General features: G+C 63.0%; 15 protein-coding genes and 4 tRNA genes. 5 read left to right on the top strand and 14 right to left on the bottom strand.

Annotated elements, in window-relative coordinates; genetic code table 11:
* Window positions 1-158 precede the first annotated feature (158 nt).
* Entirely contained in the window at window positions 159-1499 is a 1341-nt protein-coding gene (argG, locus tag ACFZAI_RS11850; RefSeq protein ID WP_391567028.1) for an argininosuccinate synthase, read from the top strand.
* 101 nt (window positions 1500-1600) lie between these two features.
* On the opposite strand, the gene ACFZAI_RS11845 is transcribed toward argG, so the two are convergent.
* From ACFZAI_RS11845 to rnr, 12 genes are all read right to left on the bottom strand, one after another.
* Window positions 1601-3529, bottom strand: coding sequence for a potassium transporter Kup (locus tag ACFZAI_RS11845; RefSeq protein WP_391567027.1), 1929 nt, complete (start codon window positions 3527-3529; stop codon window positions 1601-1603).
* A complete protein-coding gene (locus ACFZAI_RS11840; RefSeq protein WP_054423396.1) occupies window positions 3526-4551 on the bottom strand; it encodes a HAMP domain-containing sensor histidine kinase in 1026 nt (341 codons plus the stop codon). Before ACFZAI_RS11840 ends, ACFZAI_RS11845 begins: the two co-directional genes overlap by 4 nt.
* A 156-nt stretch (window positions 4552-4707) precedes the next feature.
* A complete protein-coding gene (locus tag ACFZAI_RS11835) occupies window positions 4708-5379 on the bottom strand; it encodes a response regulator transcription factor (protein WP_006218435.1) in 672 nt (223 codons plus the stop codon).
* 66 nt (window positions 5380-5445) lie between these two features.
* On the bottom strand, window positions 5446-5940 hold the full coding sequence (locus ACFZAI_RS11830; protein ID WP_391567026.1) for an ExbD/TolR family protein: 495 nt from the start codon (window positions 5938-5940) through the stop codon (window positions 5446-5448).
* A complete protein-coding gene (locus tag ACFZAI_RS11825; RefSeq protein ID WP_391567025.1) occupies window positions 5940-6905 on the bottom strand; it encodes a MotA/TolQ/ExbB proton channel family protein in 966 nt (321 codons plus the stop codon). The genes ACFZAI_RS11830 and ACFZAI_RS11825 overlap by 1 nt, the downstream gene beginning before the upstream one ends.
* 1 nt (window position 6906) lies before the next feature.
* Window positions 6907-7704 (bottom strand): energy transducer TonB, encoded by a 798-nt coding sequence (locus tag ACFZAI_RS11820; protein ID WP_391567024.1) that lies wholly within the window; start codon window positions 7702-7704, stop codon window positions 6907-6909.
* Window positions 7705-8121: 417 nt separating this feature from the next.
* Window positions 8122-8197 (bottom strand) — tRNA-Val (locus ACFZAI_RS11815).
* Between the two features lie 156 nt (window positions 8198-8353).
* The gene (locus ACFZAI_RS11810) at window positions 8354-8626 is read right to left on the bottom strand and encodes an HU family DNA-binding protein (protein ID WP_003812968.1); all 273 of its coding nucleotides are present in this window, start codon (window positions 8624-8626) and stop codon (window positions 8354-8356) included.
* A gap of 357 nt (window positions 8627-8983) precedes the next feature.
* Window positions 8984-9664, bottom strand: a complete 681-nt coding sequence (locus ACFZAI_RS11805) for a Fe2+-dependent dioxygenase (protein WP_391567023.1) — start codon at window positions 9662-9664, stop codon at window positions 8984-8986.
* Between the two features lie 58 nt (window positions 9665-9722).
* Window positions 9723-10967: a cystathionine gamma-synthase family protein gene (locus tag ACFZAI_RS11800; protein ID WP_342067570.1), complete on the bottom strand. Its 1245-nt coding sequence runs from the start codon at window positions 10965-10967 to the stop codon at window positions 9723-9725.
* Between the two features lie 48 nt (window positions 10968-11015).
* Complete coding sequence (gene rlmB, locus ACFZAI_RS11795) at window positions 11016-11753, bottom strand: 23S rRNA (guanosine(2251)-2'-O)-methyltransferase RlmB (RefSeq protein ID WP_175169752.1); 738 nt, start codon at window positions 11751-11753, stop codon at window positions 11016-11018.
* Between the two features lie 142 nt (window positions 11754-11895).
* Window positions 11896-14364, bottom strand: a complete 2469-nt coding sequence (rnr, locus tag ACFZAI_RS11790) for a ribonuclease R (RefSeq protein ID WP_054423402.1) — start codon at window positions 14362-14364, stop codon at window positions 11896-11898.
* A gap of 210 nt (window positions 14365-14574) precedes the next feature.
* Here rnr and ACFZAI_RS11785 point away from each other — a divergent pair.
* Together ACFZAI_RS11785 and ACFZAI_RS11780 are read left to right on the top strand one after the other, a co-directional pair.
* Window positions 14575-14659 (top strand) — tRNA-Leu (locus tag ACFZAI_RS11785).
* Window positions 14660-14770: 111 nt separating this feature from the next.
* A tRNA-Leu gene (locus ACFZAI_RS11780) sits at window positions 14771-14855 on the top strand.
* Window positions 14856-15101: 246 nt separating this feature from the next.
* Here the strand turns inward: ACFZAI_RS11780 and ACFZAI_RS11775 are convergent.
* Window positions 15102-15713 carry a tRNA-uridine aminocarboxypropyltransferase gene (locus ACFZAI_RS11775; protein ID WP_391567022.1) on the bottom strand — a complete coding sequence of 204 codons (612 nt, stop codon included), beginning with the start codon at window positions 15711-15713 and terminating at the stop codon, window positions 15102-15104.
* Window positions 15714-15875: 162 nt separating this feature from the next.
* Here ACFZAI_RS11775 and ACFZAI_RS11770 point away from each other — a divergent pair.
* Window positions 15876-15960, top strand: a tRNA-Leu gene (locus ACFZAI_RS11770).
* Between the two features lie 108 nt (window positions 15961-16068).
* On the opposite strand, the gene ACFZAI_RS11765 is transcribed toward ACFZAI_RS11770, so the two are convergent.
* Window positions 16069-16527: a GNAT family N-acetyltransferase gene (locus ACFZAI_RS11765; RefSeq protein WP_391567021.1), complete on the bottom strand. Its 459-nt coding sequence runs from the start codon at window positions 16525-16527 to the stop codon at window positions 16069-16071.
* 112 nt (window positions 16528-16639) lie between these two features.
* Between ACFZAI_RS11765 and ACFZAI_RS11760 the strand changes: the two genes are divergently transcribed.
* Complete coding sequence (locus ACFZAI_RS11760; RefSeq protein WP_391567113.1) at window positions 16640-17536, top strand: DMT family transporter; 897 nt, start codon at window positions 16640-16642, stop codon at window positions 17534-17536.
* The last annotated feature ends 24 nt before the right edge of the window (window positions 17537-17560 follow it).

Raw genomic sequence — 17560 nt, 5'->3', positions numbered from 1 at the left:
GGCGGACAAGGCCTGCACGGGGACAGATGCGGCCAGCCGCCCGACGCGCGCCGCCCGTCCCGGTCAAAAGAGTTAAAATGCCCGCTACCTTTCTTGTTTGGCGGCTTGCTGCTGTCAAAGCCTTTTGTCAAAGTCCTGTTGGCGTCTCACCTCAAACAATGACCACTATCCTCCCGAACCTTCCCACCGGCCAGAAGGTCGGCATCGCCTTTTCCGGCGGCCTCGACACCAGCGCAGCGCTTCTGTGGATGCGCAATAACGGCGCCATTCCGTACGCCTACACGGCGAACCTGGGCCAGCCCGACGAATCCGATTACGACGAAATCCCCCGCAAGGCCCTGGCCTACGGCGCCGAAAACGCCCGCCTGATCGACTGCCGCGCGCAGTTGGTGGCTGAAGGCATCGCCGCCCTGCAAGCGGGCGCGTTCCACATCTCGACCGCCGGCATCACGTACTTCAACACGACCCCCATCGGCCGCGCCGTCACCGGCACGATGCTGGTGGCCGCCATGAAGGAAGACGACGTCAACATCTGGGGCGACGGCAGCACCTTCAAGGGCAACGACATCGAGCGCTTCTACCGCTACGGCCTGTTGACCAACCCCGACCTGAAGATCTACAAGCCCTGGCTCGACCAGCGCTTCATCGACGAACTGGGCGGCCGTTCGGAAATGTCCGAATACATGCGCCAAGCCGGCTTCGACTACAAGATGTCGGCCGAAAAAGCCTACTCGACCGACTCCAACCTGCTGGGCGCGACCCACGAAGCCAAGGACCTGGAGCAACTGAACTCCGGCATCCGCATCGTCAAGCCCATCATGGGCGTGGCGTTCTGGCGCGACGACGTAGCCGTGAAGGCCGAAGAAGTCACCGTCCGCTTCGAGGAAGGCCAACCGGTCGCCCTGAACGGCGTGGAATACAGCGACCCGGTCGAACTGCTGCTGGAAGCCAACCGCATTGGCGGCCGCCACGGCCTGGGCATGAGCGACCAGATCGAAAACCGCATCATCGAAGCCAAGAGCCGCGGCATCTACGAAGCCCCGGGCCTGGCGCTGCTGTTCATCGCCTACGAACGCCTGGTCACCGGCATTCATAACGAAGACACCATCGAGCAGTACCGCGAAAACGGCCGCAAGCTGGGCCGCCTGCTGTACCAAGGCCGCTGGTTCGACCCGCAAGCCATCATGCTGCGCGAAACCGCCCAACGCTGGGTCGCCCGCGCCATCACCGGCGAAGTCACCATCGAACTGCGCCGCGGCAACGACTACTCGCTGCTGAACACGGAATCGGCCAACCTGACGTACGCGCCCGAGCGCCTGTCGATGGAAAAGGTCGAAAACGCCCCGTTCACGCCGGCAGACCGCATCGGCCAGCTGACCATGCGCAACCTCGACATCGTCGACACCCGCGAAAAGCTCTTTACGTACGTGAAGACCGGTTTGCTGGCTTCGAGCGGCACGTCGCTGCCGCAACTGAAAGACGACGGCAAGAAGAAGTAATTCTTCAGCGCCATAAAAAAACCCCTCGACGATGTCGAGGGGTTTTTTGTTTGCGGGCAGGTAAAGGACAGCGGGCGCGAAACCACAACACCCAAAGCGCCCTACAACTCCACCTGCATGCCCATTTCCACCACCCGATTCGCCGGAATCTTGAAAAACTTCGTGCTCCGCGTCGAATTTCGAGCCATGAACGAGAACACCGCCCGCCGCCACCGCCAAAGCGCCGGCTTTCTCGCCGCCACCACGGTTTGCCGCGACAGGAAATAAGACGTCCGCATCGGTTCCAGATCCAGCTCGGGATACGCTTCAGCCACCAGCCGCAGCGCTTCCGGCACATCCGGATCTTCCTTGAAGCCGTAATTCACCGTCGCCGTCCAGCTCGACGCGCTCAGCTTCTTCACCACGAAACGCTCTTCCGGCGAGATATACGGCACGTCCGCCACCAGAATCGTCAGGAACAGCACGTGGTCATGCAGCACCTTGTTGTGCTTCAGGTTGTGCAGCAGCGCCGGCGGCACATTGCCCGAATTCATCGTCATGAAGATCGCCGTACCCGGCACCCGCGACGGCGGATACTCCTCAAGCTGCTCCATGAATTCCTTGAGCGGCTGGCGGTCCCGATGCTGCATGTCAGACAGCAGATGACGGCCGCGGCGCCACGTCATCATCAGCGTGAACACCACGATCGCCACCAGCAGCGGCAACCAGCCGCCTTCATGAATCTTGAACACGTTGGCCGAAAACAGCAGCACGTCAAACAGCAGCAACAGGCCCAGCACGCCAAACCACAGCATCCGCTTCACGCCTGTCGTGCCGCGCGGCAGCACCGCAAACGCCAGCACCGACGTCGTCAACATCGTGCCCGTCACTGCAAAGCCGTAAGCGGCGGCCAGGTTGTCGGAATTGCGGAACAGCAGCACCAGCACCAGCACCGCGCACAACAGCAGCGCGTTCACCTGCGGCAGATAGATCTGGCCCTTCTCAATGGCCGAGGTATGCAGAATCTGCATGCGCGGCCAGAATCCCAGTTGCACCGCCTGGCGCGTCACCGAATACGCGCCGGAAATCACCGCCTGCGACGCGACGATGGTTGCGATTGTCGCCAACGCCACCAGCGGTGCCAGGCCCCACTCCGGCGCCATCAGGAAGAACGGATTGCGGATTGCCGTCGGGTCGCGCAGCAGCAGCGCGCCCTGGCCGAAATAGCACAGCGTCAATGCCGGCAGCACCATGCTGAACCAGGCGCTGCGAATGGCCGGCCGGCCAAAGTGGCCCATGTCGGCGTACAGCGCCTCGGCGCCCGTCAACGCCAGCACCACCGCGCCCAGCAACACAAAGCTGATCAGCGGAAACTCGATGATGAAGCGCAAGCCCCACATCGGGTTCAGCGCCGCCAGCACTTCGGGGGTTTGCCAGATCTGCCACCCGCCCAGCGCCGCCAAGGTGCCGAACCACACCAGCATCACCGGCCCAAACAGCTTGCCCATGACGCCCGTGCCATGCGACTGGATGGCGAACAACGCCACCAGCACGACGAGCGCAACGGGCACCACCCAGGCATCCAGCGTGTGCGACACGATGCCGATCCCTTCCAGCGCCGACAGCACTGAAATAGCCGGCGTGATCATGCTGTCGCCATAAAAGAGCGCCGCGCCAAAAATGCCCAGCACGATCAGCACCCATCGCATCTTGCCGTCGCGGTTACGCACCGCCAGCTCAAGCAGGGCCAGCGTGCCGCCCTCGCCCCGGTTGTCGGCGCGCAGCACCAGCGTCACGTACTTCAAGGACACCACCACCATCAGCATCCAGAACAGGATGGACAGCACGCCCAGCAAATGCGCAGGCTCAAGGTCCGTGTGCACGCTCAGGCCGGTCAGGCAGGCGCGCAGCGTGTAAAGCGGGCTGGTGCCGATGTCGCCATACACCACGCCCAGCGCGCCCATGATCAGCGCCGCGCGCGACGATGGCGCATGCACCCCGCCTGCGTGCGCGCCGGTCGGGGAAGAAACACCAGCCGAGGCTTGGCTCATGATGTCGGTTCTTGACGAGTAAGTTGAGCCCCTTTGCGGGGGCCGGGGAACACGACGGATAGCCGCGTTCCGGAAAAGTCGGGCCGGCTGGTGAGCTTCCACCAGGCGCCATGCGCGTGCGCGATCTCGCGCACAATCGCCAGTCCCAATCCCGAGCCGCCCGCGGTTGCAGTGGGTGACCGGTAAAAGGCTTCGAACACGCGGTCGCGTTCTTCGGCGGGGATGCCGGGGCCGTCGTCCTCAACCGTCAGCGACGGCGGGTTGGCGCCCACGATCAGCGTGATGCGCCCGGTTTCGTTGCCGTATCGCAAGGCGTTGTCGATCAGGTTGCCCAGCAGTTCGGCCAGCAGCAGCGGGTCGGCGTCGATCCAGATGGGCGCATCCGGCGCCACCAGGTCCAGCTCGTAGCGCGCCTCGCGCACACGCGGAAACCACTCGGCCCCATGCGCCCGCACCCATTCGCAGAGGTCGATGCGCACAAAGCTGTCTTGCGGCCGGGCGTTGGGGTCGGCACGCGCCAGCACCAGCAACTGCTGGCCCAGGCGGATCATGCGGTCACTGACGGCCTTGATGCGCTCGGCACGCGCCCGCACATCGTCGGGCAAGGGGCGCGCCAGCATCAGTTCGGATTCCAGCCGCAGGCCGGACAAGGGGGTGCGCAGTTGATGCGCGGCATGCCCGATGAAACGGCGTTGCGCGGCAAGCGAAGCGTCCAGCCGCAGCAGCAGGTCGTTGGTGTGCGTCACGAGCGGTTCGATCTCAACCGGCACGCCCGCCACTTCCAGCGGCTGCATGTCATCGATGGAGCGCTGGCGGATTTCTTCCGACAAATGGTTCACCGACCGCAATCCCGACCGCACGCCCTGAACCACCACCCAGGTGAACAGCGCGATCAGCGCCACCTGCCCCACGACCATCAGCCAGAAGAAGTCTTCCAGCATCCAGAGCGACATGTCGATCTTGTGCGTGATGACCCACGTGGCTGCGAGATCCAGCAGGACGAGCAGCAGAATCGGCGGCATCAGGCGTATTACCAGATGCCGCGCCAGCGAGCGTGAAGGGAGCAAGGGGCGTGAAGGAGTAAGAGCGGAAGGAGTGCGTTCGTGCGTCATGACGCGATACCCTCGCTGTGGCGGATGCAAATGCGCAGCCGGAGCTTGCCGGTCGCGCCCGGCCCGTCAGGCCGTTTCCACATCCAGCATGTAGCCGAAGCCGCGCACCGTCTGGATGCTGGCGCCCGTGCCTTCCAGGCGCTTGCGCAGACGGTACACATAGACTTCAACCGCGTTTTCGCTGAAATCGGCATCCCAGGCGGACAACGAGTTCACGATCTGGCGCTTGGTCACGACGCGGCCCACCCGGGCCATCAGCATCTCAAGCACAGAGAGCTCGCGTACGGACAGCGACAGGCGTTGGCCATTGGCGCGCACTTCGCGGCCGACCGTATCGAACACCAGGGGGCCGACTTCGATCAGCGGCTGGGCCTGACCGGCGCGCCGCCGGCCAAAGGCGCGCACGCGCGCCGCCAGCTCGGGCAGTTCAAAGGGTTTGGTGACGTAGTCGTCAGCGCCGGCATCCAGGCCCGCAACGCGGTCTTCGATGCCATCACGCGCGGTGAGGATCAGCACGGGAACCTGATTGCCGTCTTGGCGCAATTGCCGCAGCACATCAAGCCCGCTCATGCCGGGAAGATTCAGGTCGAGCAGCATGAGGTCGTACGGCTGGCCTGCCAGAGCGCCCAGGACACGGTCGCCTTCTGTCAGCCAGTCGACCGCATAACCCTGGTCGGCCAGGAATTCCTGGAGCGCGTGGCCCAGGGTGGTGTCGTCTTCGATTACCAGTACTCGCATGCCGCGATTCTAGCGCGATCCGAAAAAAAAGGGGCGCGAAATGCGCCCCCTTCTAGCAGGATTCGTTCACCGGCCGGACGGCGCCCCGGCCGGAGCTGGCGTTGCGCCACCCGCGGCTGGCGCTTCGGCTGCGGCGGCCCCGCCTGTCGGCGGCGTCGTCACGAACCCAATGCGCGACATGCCCGAGCGGCGCGCCGAGGCCATGACCTTGGCCAGCGTTTCGTAGCGGGTGTTCTGGTCGGCGCGGATACGGATTTCCGGTTGCGGCTTGGTGCCGGCGATCGACTTGAAGCGATTGGGCAGGTCATCGATATTGACCGGCTTTTCGTCCCAGAACATTGCGCCGCTGGCGTCAATGGCCAGGTCCACCGTCTTGGGCTCTTCTTCGATCTGCTCGGCGGCCACCTGGGGCATGTTGATCTTGATCGAGTGCGCCAGAAGCGGCGCCGTGATGATGAAGATCACCAGCAGCACCAGCATGACGTCGATCAGCGGCACCATGTTGATCTCGGAAACCGCATGGCTCCCGGACCCTTTTCCCTCAAAGCTGCCAAAGGCCATTATTCGCTCCCGCGTTGAACCGCGGCGCCGCTACCGTTCTGGCGGCGCAGGGCGCGCACCTTGCCGTCGGACAGCGCCACTTGCTGGCCGGTGGTCAGGAACGCAAACAGGTCATGGGCAAACGCATCCAGGCGCGACAGGAACACGCGGTTGTTGCGCACGAACGTGTTGTACGCCAGCACGGCGGGAATGGCCACTGCCAGGCCCAGGCCCGTCATGATCAGCGCTTCGCCCACCGGACCGGCGATGCGGTTGATGGTGACGCCATCGGACAGGCCGATACCCACCAGCGCGTGATACACGCCCCACACCGTACCGAACAGGCCGACAAACGGCGCCGTCGAACCCACCGAGGCCAGCACCGTCAGGCCGTTTTCCAGCTTGGCGGTTTCTTCGTCGATCACCTTGCGCATGGTGCGCGTGACGAAATCGGAGTTGCTGCCGGACTCTTCCAGCTTGGTCGCGCCGAACTTGTTGTGGTGCGCTTGCGCGTGCATGGCGTGGCTGGCCAGATGCGAGAACGGATCGCGCGCGCCGTGCGTGCTGATTTCGTGCTCAACCTGCTCCAGCGAGCTGGCGTTCCAGAACTTGTTCAGGAAGTCGGCCGAACGCTTGCGCATGCTGACGTTGCTGGCGGCCTTGACCAGGATCAGGTACCAGGTCACCAGCGACATCAGGATCAGGATGATGAACAGGCTCTTGCCGACGAAGTCGCTCTGGGCGACAAAGTGCAGAAAGCCCATGTCGGGAACCGCGGCCGGAGCCGGGGCTGCCGGCAGCGCAGCGGCGGCGCTGTGCAGCGCGTCCGCCGATTGCTGGGCGACCGCGCCAGCGGTCGTCGCGGCTTGTTGGGCTGCGGGCGCAGCCGCGGCGGCGGCAGGCGCAGCGGCGCCGGCAGCAGCCGGCGCTGCCGGGCTGGTGGTCGCCTGCGCCACCAGAGTGGCGCTATGCAGTGCGTTGGACATCTCAGTTCCTCATTACGAAATCGAACGGAATTTTGGCTTTGGCGGCATAAGCCACGCCATTACGGGTATAGGGCTTGAACTTGGCCTTGCGGGCGGCGGTCAGCGCGGATTCGTCCAGCCTCGGGAATCCCGACGACGTGTCGATCGTGGCGCGGTCCACCAGCCCCTGCGTATTGATCTCCACCAGCACCAGCACCCGTCCCTCTTCCCGCATGCGGCGTGACGCCATCGGGTAGGTGGGCATGGGGCGCGCGCCCTGGAACTCAATACTCGACACCAGAACCGGCTGGTCAGGCGGAGGCCCTTGCTGCGGGCTCTGCGAAGCCTGAGCCCCATCCGTGGCGCCGGCGGGCGGCGTTTGCGGAGGCGGCGTTTCCGGCTTGGGTTCGGGTTTGACTTCCTGCTTGGGCTGGGGCTTGGGCTTCGGCTTGGGCTTAGGTTTGGGGGCCGGCATCGGCGGCTTTTCAACCACCGGTTCAGGCTCAGGTTCCGGCTCGGGCTTCAGTTCGGGTTCGGGCTCGGGTTCCGGCTCGATCTCGGGCTGGGGCTCGGGCGGCGGCTCCACCACGGGCTGCGGCACTTCGGGCGTGGGCTCGGCCTTGGCGACCTGCGGGATGGGCGCATTCACCAGACTGACCATGACAGCCTCGGGTTCCTCCAGTTCAGGACGATTCGCAGGAGCCATGAAAATGGCGCCGATCACAGCCGCATGAAGTGCGACAACCGCCAGGCCAGCGCCTGCGCGTATACCAAATGAAGACGGCGAAGAAGAATTCCAACCGCGTTGAGAACTAGGCATGAATCAGCCAGGGGTGCATTGACTTAGCCGGCCAGCCAGGGAAAGGACGCGCGCAAAAGGGTAACGTCGGCTGACCGGTACAAGCCGAACATAATATCTTAAATGCGAATGATTCGCACGTCCTATTTCGATTGGGGTAGCGTAACACTGCTGATTCCGATCAAGCCAGGATGCACAAAACGCTTACGAAATTGCTTGCGCGCCGGCGCAAGCCCAGGTAGTTGCGACGTGCTTGGTGCTCGGTGCGGCCGTAGCGCATCGGGACGTGCTCAGCGCCACACCCCCGTGATGCGGACGCCGGAAAACAAAAAACCCGCCACGGCGACGTGTGCGGGTTTGATATGGAATCCGTGAGGATTCGAACTTGCTGGGTGTATCGGCCGCCAGCGGAAAACCGATGGCGTCGATGGCTTTTGATGGTGGGTGCTACAGGGGTCGAACCTGTGACCTACGCCTTGTAAGGGCGCCGCTCTACCAACTGAGCTAAGCACCCGATCCTGACACTTCCGTTGATGCCTCAAAACGAGGTTTCGTGTGAAGCAACTGCCAACTCGGGGTACTCAAAAGCAATACGCGGGCCGGAGTATACCGGACCGCGTGATTGTCGGCAAATCGCGTGGGGCCAGCCCCGCGATCGCCGTGCCGTCCATTAGTTGACGGCGTCCTTCAGGGCCTTGCCCGGACGGAACTTCGGCACCTTGGCCTTTTTGATCTTGATGGTCTCGCCCGTACGCGGGTTGCGGCCAGTGCGCGCAGCGCGTGCCGACACGGCAAACGTGCCAAAGCCAACCAGCGTGACCGTACCGCCCTTCTTCAGCGTGGTCTTCACGGCACCGATCAGGGCGTCGAGCGAACGGCCGGCTGCAGCCTTGGAGATATCGGCCTTGCTGGCGATGTGATCGATGAGTTCGGTTTTGTTCATTCAGGTGTACCCCTCACAAGGTATTGAGTCTGGCGAGGCCGTGCGGTTCATGGCTGTCATGCAGGGACGCCACCAACTTACGCTAGGCCCGACAAACGACGAACAGACAGTGGATAAACTTTTTCTTGCGCTGCAAAGCACAACTTTTAAACTGCTGCGCCGCTTAGGATTTGATGGCATTCCTGCCTTCAAACCGTCAGCGACGCAGAGATGTATTAGGCCTTGGCGTAGAGCGGCTGTCAAGCGAAAACCTCACCACAACCCGCGCCAATACTAGCTTTTAGCTGATTTCGCAATAAACAAAAACGCGCATTTCGGGGTTTGCGCGACACCCCTTAACAACGCTTCAAGCCTGAATCAAACATCCGCCCAGCGGCGCAGCAAATTGTGATAAATGCCGGTCAGCTGCACGATTGATGCATGCCCCGCGACGTCTTGATTCAAGCGCTGAATGGCCACATCCATGTCCAGCAGCAAGGCGCGCTGACTGTCCTCGCGCACCAGGCTCTGCATCCAGAAGAACGAACTGACGCGAGCGCCACGCGTCACCGGATTCACCTTGTGCAGGCTCGTGCCCGGGTACAACACCATATATCCTGCCGGCAGCTTCACTGCGCGCGGACCATAGGTGTCATCGATGACAAGCTCGCCGCCATCATAGGAATCAGGTTCAGAGAAGAACAGCGTGGCCGACAGGTCCGTGCGCACGCGCTCGGCCGTGCCTGCAATACCGCGCACCGCGTTGTCCACGTGATAGCCAAACGCCTCGCCACCTTCATAGCGGTTAAAAAGCGGCGGAAAGATCTTGCGCGGCAATGCGGCCGACATGAACAGGTTGTTCGTGGCCAGGCGTTGCAGGATCAGGTTGCCCAGTTCCTGCGCCAAGGGATGCTGTTCGGGCAGCTGCCGGTTGCGCTTGACCTCGGCCGACTGGTAGCCCGCCGTGACCTTGCCGTCCACCCATTCGGACGCATCCAATCTGCGCCGGATATCAGCCGCCTCGTCGGGCGTGAATACTTCTGCGATCTGTATCAGCATGAATATTGTCCTGGCGTCATCACGGCCGCACCCAAGCGGCCAGCGTGCGCTTGCCGGATTATCCCTTCAGACACCCATTCAACGCCTGATCGAAATCAAACAGCAGATCGGCCTCGTCTTCGATGCCCACCGACACGCGGATCAGGCTGTCGGCAATGCCCATCTGCTTGCGGCGTTCAGCGCCCATCTCGTAGTAGATGGTGTGCGCGGCCGGCAGCGCCAGGCTGCGCGTGTCGCCCAGGTGGGTGGCCATCAGCACAATGCGCAGGCGGTTCAGGAAATCAAAGCAGTCCACGCCGTCGGCAAGCTCCACACCCAGCAGCCCGCCAAAGCGCGACCCGAACAGGGCCGCCGCGCGCGCGTGCTGCGCATGGCTGGCCAGACCGGGGTAATGCACCTTGGCAACGCCTGGGTGCTCTTCCAGAAAGCGCGCCAGCGCCAGCGCGTTGGCGCAATGCTTGGCCATGCGCAGCGCAAGCGTTTCAGCGCCCACGGCAATGCGGTGCGCGGGCTCGGCGGCCAACGTGCCGCCCATGTCGCGCAGGCCCTTCTTCTTGATCTGCGTCAGGCCCCAGCTGGTGGACGCGCCCTTGCGATAAGCGTCATAGATATTGGCGTAGTCCGCCCAGTCGTACAGGCCGGTATCCGTTACCGCGCCGCCCAGCGCATTGCCATGGCCGCCGATGTACTTCGACAGCGAATTCATCACCAGCGACGCGCCCACCGTCGACGGGCGGAACATCCAGGGCGAGGTCAGCGTGTTATCGACCACGTAGACCAGATGCTTTTCGCGGCAGATTTCGCCAATCACGGCCAGGTCGGCAACCTGCGTACCCGGGTTGGCGATGGTTTCGGTGAAGACCATGCGCGTGTTCGGCTGAATGGCCGCACGCACCTGCGCGGCGTCCGTCGCATCGACGAAGGTGATTTCAACGCCCAGCTCAAGCAGCGTGCCCAGCAGGCTGTTGGTGTTGCCGAAAACGAACTGGCTGGACACCAGGTGGTCGCCCCGGCGCAGCAGCGTCGTGAAGATGGCCGACAACGCCGCCATGCCCGTGGCGAAGCTGACCGTGCCCTTGCCGCCTTCCATGTGGTTGATCTTCGCTTCCAGCGCCGTGGTGGTCGGCGTGCCTTGGCGCGCGTACGTAAAGCCCGCCTTGCCCTGGAACACCGCAGCCAGTTCGCGCGCGTCGTCGTAAGCGAATTCCGATGACGGATGCATCGGCTTGTGCACCGCTCCGTGCTCGACGGATTGTTGGCGGTCGGAATGGAGGATCGTGGTGGTAAAGCCGTTCTGGTGCATGATGGGCTGACGCGTAAAGGAAGATCTACAAACGAAGGGTTGAACCGGTCAGGCTTGGCGCTGACGCACGGTTTCGTAAAGGCAGACGGCGCTGGCCACGCTGACGTTCAGGCTTTCCACCGAACCCAGCATGGGAATGTTGACGAGCTGGTCGCAGGTTTCACGCGTCAGGCGGCGCATGCCCTCGCCTTCCGCCCCCATGACCCACGCCATCGGCTGGCGCGCATCGATCTGGTGCATGCTGTCGGTGGCCTGATCATCGGTGCCAACCAGCCACACGCCGCGGTCTTTCAGGCTGCGCATCGTGCGCGCCAGGTTGGTGACCATCACATAGGGGACGGTGTCGGCCGCGCCACACGCCACGCGCTGCACGGTGGCGTTCAGGCCCACGGCGCGATCGCGCGGTGCAATCACCGCGTGCACGCCGGCGGCATCGGCGGTGCGCAGGCAGGCGCCAAGATTATGGGGATCGGTCACGCCGTCAAGAATTAGCAGCAGCGGCGGGCCTTCGATGACGTCAAGCACTTCGTCCACATCCACCGCCAATTGGCGTTCGTCAGCCAGCGCCACCACGCCCTGATGGCGGGTGCCGCGCGCCAGACCGTCAAGGCGTTCCATCGGGACCGGATGCAGGCGGCAACCCGCCTTCTCGGCCTGCTCGATGAGCGTCTGCATGCGCTTGTCGCGGCGCGACGCTTCTACATAGATTTCCTTGATCGACTCGGGCGCGTGGCGCAGCCGCGCGACAACCGCGTGAAACCCGGCTAGAACTTGGGTCGACGCCATAGATGCAATACCTTTAGATAAACGAATACCCGCCCCAGAGGGGGCGGGCCACCGGACCAAGCCGGCCATCAGCGCAATGTTACCCCTTATGGCCGCCCCGCCCTAAGACAGGGTGGCCATAAAGCGCACACATCGGGCGGGATCAGTGCCGCTTGTGCGTGGCTTTTTTGGCCGGGGCGGCGCGCTTGGATGACCGAGGCGGCTTGCTGGCCTTCTTGGCGTCCGCACGCCGCTCTTTGGCCGTTTGGCCCTTGAGCGCAGCGGGCTTGGGCGCGGCCGCCTTCTTCACGCGGCGCACCGGCTCGTCCGGCCCACGGGCCGCCGCCTTGCGCAAGGCATCGAAACTCGTGCCCTGCACCAAGCGGAATTCGATGCGGCGCGCTTCCAGATCGACGCGGGCCACTTGCACCTGCACCTTGTCGGTCAGGCGATAGCGCATGCCCGTGCGTTCGCCGCGCAGCTCATGCAGCGCGTCGTTGAACTGGAAGTACTCGCCGCCCAGTTCGGACACGTGCACCAGCCCTTCCACGTGCAGCGTATCCAGCGTGACAAAGATGCCGAAGCTGGCCACGCCGGTGACGGTGCCGCTGAAGTCTTCGCCCACGCGTTCCTTGACGAACCAGCACTTGAGCCAGGCCTCGACATCGCGCGAGGCTTCGTCGGCGCGGCGTTCGCTGGCCGACAGCACCAAGCCCATCTTTTCCCAGATGGCTTGCTCGTGTTCCTTTTGCGTGCGGCCGATGACCACCGCCTGGTGATCGTCCAGGCTGGGCACGTAACGCTGGCCAGCCAGCAACGCCTTGATCACCCGGTGCGTGAGCAGATCGGGGTAGCGGCGGATGGGCGACGTGAAGTGGCTGTAGCCGGGGTACGACAGGCCAAAGTGGCCCATGTTGTCCGGGCTGTACACGGCCTGCTGCATCGAACGCAGGCACATGGTTTGCAGCAGTTGGTAATCGGGGCGGCCGCGCACGGTGTCGAGGAAGTCGCCGTAGTCCTTGGCGGTGGGCGTTTCACCCCCGCCCAGCGACAAGCCCATCGTGCGCAGGAATTCACGCAGCGATTGCAGGCGTTCCGGCGTGGGGCCTTCGTGAATACGGTACAGGCCGGGATGCTTGCTGCGCGTCATGAAGTCGGCCGCGCAGGTGTTGGCGGCCAGCATGCATTCTTCGATCAGCTTGTGGGCATCGTTACGCACCGACGCCACGATCTGTTCGATACGGCCAAGCTCGTTGCAGACGATCTTGGTTTCGACGGTATCGAAGTCGATCGCGCCGCGCTTCTTGCGGCCCTGCACCAGCAACTGGAACAGCTCATACAGATGCTGAACCTGGGGCATCACGGCGCGCATCGCTGCGGCGGCGGGGCCGCCCGGCTGCTGCAATGCCGCCCAGACGTTCGTGTAGGTGGTGCGGGCATGCGAGTGCATCACCGCGTTATAGAACTGGTACGCCGTGACCGTGCCGGCCTTGGCGCCGGTTGCCGGAATGACCATGTCGCAGACCAGCACCAGGCGGTCGACATCGGGATTCAGCGAGCACAGGCCATTGGAGAGCGACTCCGGCAGCATCGGAATGACCCGGCGCGGGAAGTACACGCTGGTGCCGCGTTCGATGGCGTCGTCGTCGATGGCGTCACCCGGACGCACGTAATGGCTGACGTCGGCAATGGCCACCAGCAAACGCCAGCCCGGGCGCTTGCGCTGCCCCGTGCCAAGCTCGACCGGCTCGCAATACACGGCGTCGTCGAAGTCGCGCGCGTCTTCACCGTCGATGGTGATCAGCGGCACATCGCGAAGGTCAACGCGGTCTTTGAGGTCGCTCTTGCGCACCACATCAGGAAGGCGCGCGGCCTGCTTGCGAGCGGCTTCCGAGAATTCGACGGGCACATCGAACTTGCGCACCGCGATCTCGATTTCCATGCCGGGGTCATCGATTTCGCCCAGCACTTCGGCCACGCGGCCCAGCGGCTGCGTGTGGCGGGTGGGCTGCTCCATGATTTCAACCGCGACCACCTGCCCATGCTGGGCGCCGTTGGTGTCGCTGGGCGGAATCAGGATGTCGTGCTTGATGCGCTGGTCTTCCGGCACCACGATGGACAGGCCATGCTCGTGCAGGAAGCGGCCCACCAGTTTGTTGGTGCGGCGTTCAATGACTTCAACGATGGTGCCTTCCGGCTTGCCCCGGTATTCGCCCGACGGCTTGACCAGCACGCGGTCGCCATGCAGCACCTTGAGCATTTCGCGCGGCGACAGAAACAAGTCCGGGCCGCCGTCATCGCGCAGCAGGAAGCCGAAGCCGTCGCGATGCCCCAGCACCTTGCCGGCGACAAAGTCCAATTTGGTAGCGAGCAACAACACGCCTTTGCGGTTGGGCATCAATTGCCCGTCGCGTTCCATGGCGCCCAATCGGCGCTCGAAACCGACCATCGTCGCCGCGCGCTCGATGCCCATGCGCTCTGCCAACTCAACCGGAGACAGCGGCGAGCCTGCGGAACGCAGCGCCGTCAAAATGGCTTCACGGGACGGGACATCAGGGTCGAAGTCCGGCGGCGCTTCGGGCAAGGGTGTTGATCTGTTGTTTTTCGATTCGTTATTCGATCGTTTTGCCAAAGCTGAAATTTCCGTATATAATGCGCAGCTTCTGTGGTTCGCCCAAGGCTGAACACTGAAGCAGAAATGGTCAGAGGGGTCGAAAGACCCATTGTAAAACCAACTGCGCTCAGGACGCATGTTTTAGTTGTAGTTAAATAAAAACTACGACTTAAACAACGCAACTAGAGCGGCAGCGTAGCACATAGTTCTGACACAGTATCTCTCAGTGCCCAGGTGGCGGAATTGGTAGACGCGCACGGTTCAGGTCCGTGTGCCGCAAGGTGTGGAGGTTCGAGTCCTCTCCTGGGCACCACGGAATTTAAGTCCGATTGGCTTTCGAGCGAGTTGGATAGCAAGCAAGTGAAGTAAACGTCAGTACAGCAAGACATCAGCAAGACCATAAAGAGCCAACAGCTCTTTCTGTGCCCAGGTGGCGGAATTGGTAGACGCGCACGGTTCAGGTCCGTGTGCCGCAAGGTGTGGAGGTTCGAGTCCTCTCCTGGGCACCACCCGCATATACGTCGGATCAGCTTTTAGCTGGTTGGATAGCAAAGGCGACAAGCCCCGAAAATCGAAAGATATTCGGGGCTTTTGCTTTATGTTCGCCTTTTTTCTACGCACCTCTTTCTGCGCACCTCTTTCTGCGCATCTCTTTCCACACATCTCTTTCTGCGCATCTCGCAATCCGCATAAAGAAATGGCGCGCGCCATAATCAAACCCGATTATGTTCTGCGCGCCCTGCCCGGCTGCCAAATTATCGCCATGGCACCTTGCGCTGCAAATGATGCCGCGCATAAAGATCTTCACCCATCCCTTCGATCTGCCCGTCGATCAACGCTTCGAATGGGCGCAGCAACGCATCGACAGTCATTGGCGCCTCGATCGCATTCAACGCATGCGTGATGGCTTCGATGGTGGACAGCGCCCCAGGAATATCGGCATGACGCACGCGATAACGCGTGGTCAGGCCCGGCGGCAACATCACGCGCGGCAACGCCGCCAGCTCGGGATTGATGTGCAGCAACTTGCGCGCATGGCCCCACGTGCCATCCGGCACGATCAATTGAATCGGCTGATCCAGATCCTGCCCATACCCCGGATGCAAGACCTCGGCAGCCGGCCCCGGAAACAGCAAGCGGGGCGCGTAGCCAGGCGCGGCCCAAGCGCTGGGCTCAAAGTGTTCACCCACCACCCGCCGCGCCCCCGTCAGCCCCAGCACCGCCAGGCGGGCGGTGTTCAACGCGTGACGCGATTCACTGGGATGCTGCAATACCACGACGCGGGTGCGGCAGGACAAGGCCGGGATCAGCGCGCACAGGCAGTGCGATTCGGGGCGCAGGCAGCGCGTGCAAAGAGGGCGAGACATGGGGCGACACTATAGCGAAAGTGAGCCGCACGAAAAAATGCGGAAAGAGAGAAAAAAAGATTCACCGTCGCTTGCACACCTTCAAAAAAGTATGCATAATCTCGTTCCTCTGCTGCTGAACAAGAAACGACGCGAAAGCGACGCAACAAGTAAAGCGACAGCGCCCAGGTGGCGGAATTGGTAGACGCGCACGGTTCAGGTCCGTGTGCCGCAAGGTGTGGAGGTTCGAGTCCTCTCCTGGGCACCAATTATTACATCACGAGGTACCTGCGTGATGCGCCAAGAAAAACCCCGTTCGTGAAAACGACCGGGGTTTTTTCTTTTGGTTTTTTCTTCTAGGTTTTGCGTGGCCGCCCTACTTCAGTTCGCGCGTCATCACCACATGCGGGATGCCCGCTTCCACGAACTCCTCGCCCTCCACCGCGAAGCCGTGCGCTTGATAAAAGCCGGCGGCGTGCGTTTGCGCGTGCAACACCAACATGCGATGGCCGTCGCCGTGGCCTTGCTCGATCAGCGCATCCAGCAACTGCCCGCCCACGCCCATGCCGCGCGCTTTCTTGTGCACGGCCATGCGGCCGATATGGCCATCGGGCAGCAAGCGGCCCGTGCCCATCGGCGTGCCGTCCGGCCCATAGGCCACGGCGTGTACTGACACGGCATCGTCATCATCCAGCTCGACCTCTGGAGGAACCTTTTGTTCGACGACGAAAACTTCGTATCGAACCGAGTAGGCGTCTTCGCGCAAGCGGTCCCACGTGCCGAGCGCGATACGCACTGCTGATTTTTTTGATGGTTTGCTGGTCGACATGTCCATTCCCTCGCGTGCAACGGATCAACAATAAATATCCTACGCCGCATTCTCGCAAGGATGACGCCGCGCCGAAAAGGGGTACGATCGCGGCTTGCCCACGTTGCCTGCACCCAACATGACGCCCGCCACCCCGCCGACCTGGCTGAAAATCGCGCCCGCGCTTTTCCTGTTGTTGTGGTCCAGTGGATTCGTCGTGCTCAAGATCGGCCTGGCGTATGCCGACCCGATGACGTTTCTGGCGGTGCGCTACGCCTGCGTCGTGCTGATCTTGGCGCCCTTCATGCTGATCATGCGCCCGCCGCTGCCGCGCGGCGCTCGCGCCTGGGGCCATCTGGCGATGGTCGGGCTGCTGCTGCAAGCGGGCTATTTCTGTTGCACGTACCTGTCGTTGAAGCTGGGCATGTCCGCGGGCGGCCTGGCGCTGATTGCATCGCTGCAACCCATTCTGATCGGACTGCTGGCGCCGATGATCGCGCAGGAACGTGTCGACCTCCGGCGTTGGGCTGGCCTGGGCCTGGGCGTTTCGGGCGCCGCGCTCGTCATCATCGCCAAGGCGTCGATTGATGTGCTGGCGCCGCTGGGGCTGCTGTTCGCCGTGGGCGCACTGCTCTGCATCACCAGCGGCACGCTGTACGAAAAGCGCTACGGCACGGCCACGCATCCCGTCACGTCCAACCTGGTGCAGTACGCGGTGGGCCTGGCGGTCACCGCGCCGCTGGCGTTCTGGCTGGAACCCATGCATATCGAATGGACCGGTCCGCTCTTGGGCGCACTGGCTTATCTGGTGGTGGGCAATTCGCTTATCGCCATCACCCTGCTGCTGACGATGATCCGGCACGGCGAAGCCTCGCGCGTATCCGCCCTGTTCTTCCTGGTGCCGCCCTGCACGGCGGTGTTCGCATTGATGGCGCTGGGCGAACCCATTCCAGCGCTGGCATGGCCAGGCATGGCGCTGGCCGCGCTGGGCATTTTGCTGGTGACCCGCAGCGCCCGCGCGCGCCCAGTAGAATGAGCGCCTTCCCGCGCCCTCCCCCTC

This window comes from Achromobacter sp. NPDC008082, assembly GCF_042957345.1.
Taxonomy (GTDB): Bacteria; Pseudomonadota; Gammaproteobacteria; order Burkholderiales; family Burkholderiaceae_B; genus Achromobacter; species Achromobacter kerstersii_A.
The sequence above is the reverse complement of the archived record's forward strand: the minus strand, read 5'-3'. Positions and strand labels throughout refer to the sequence as shown.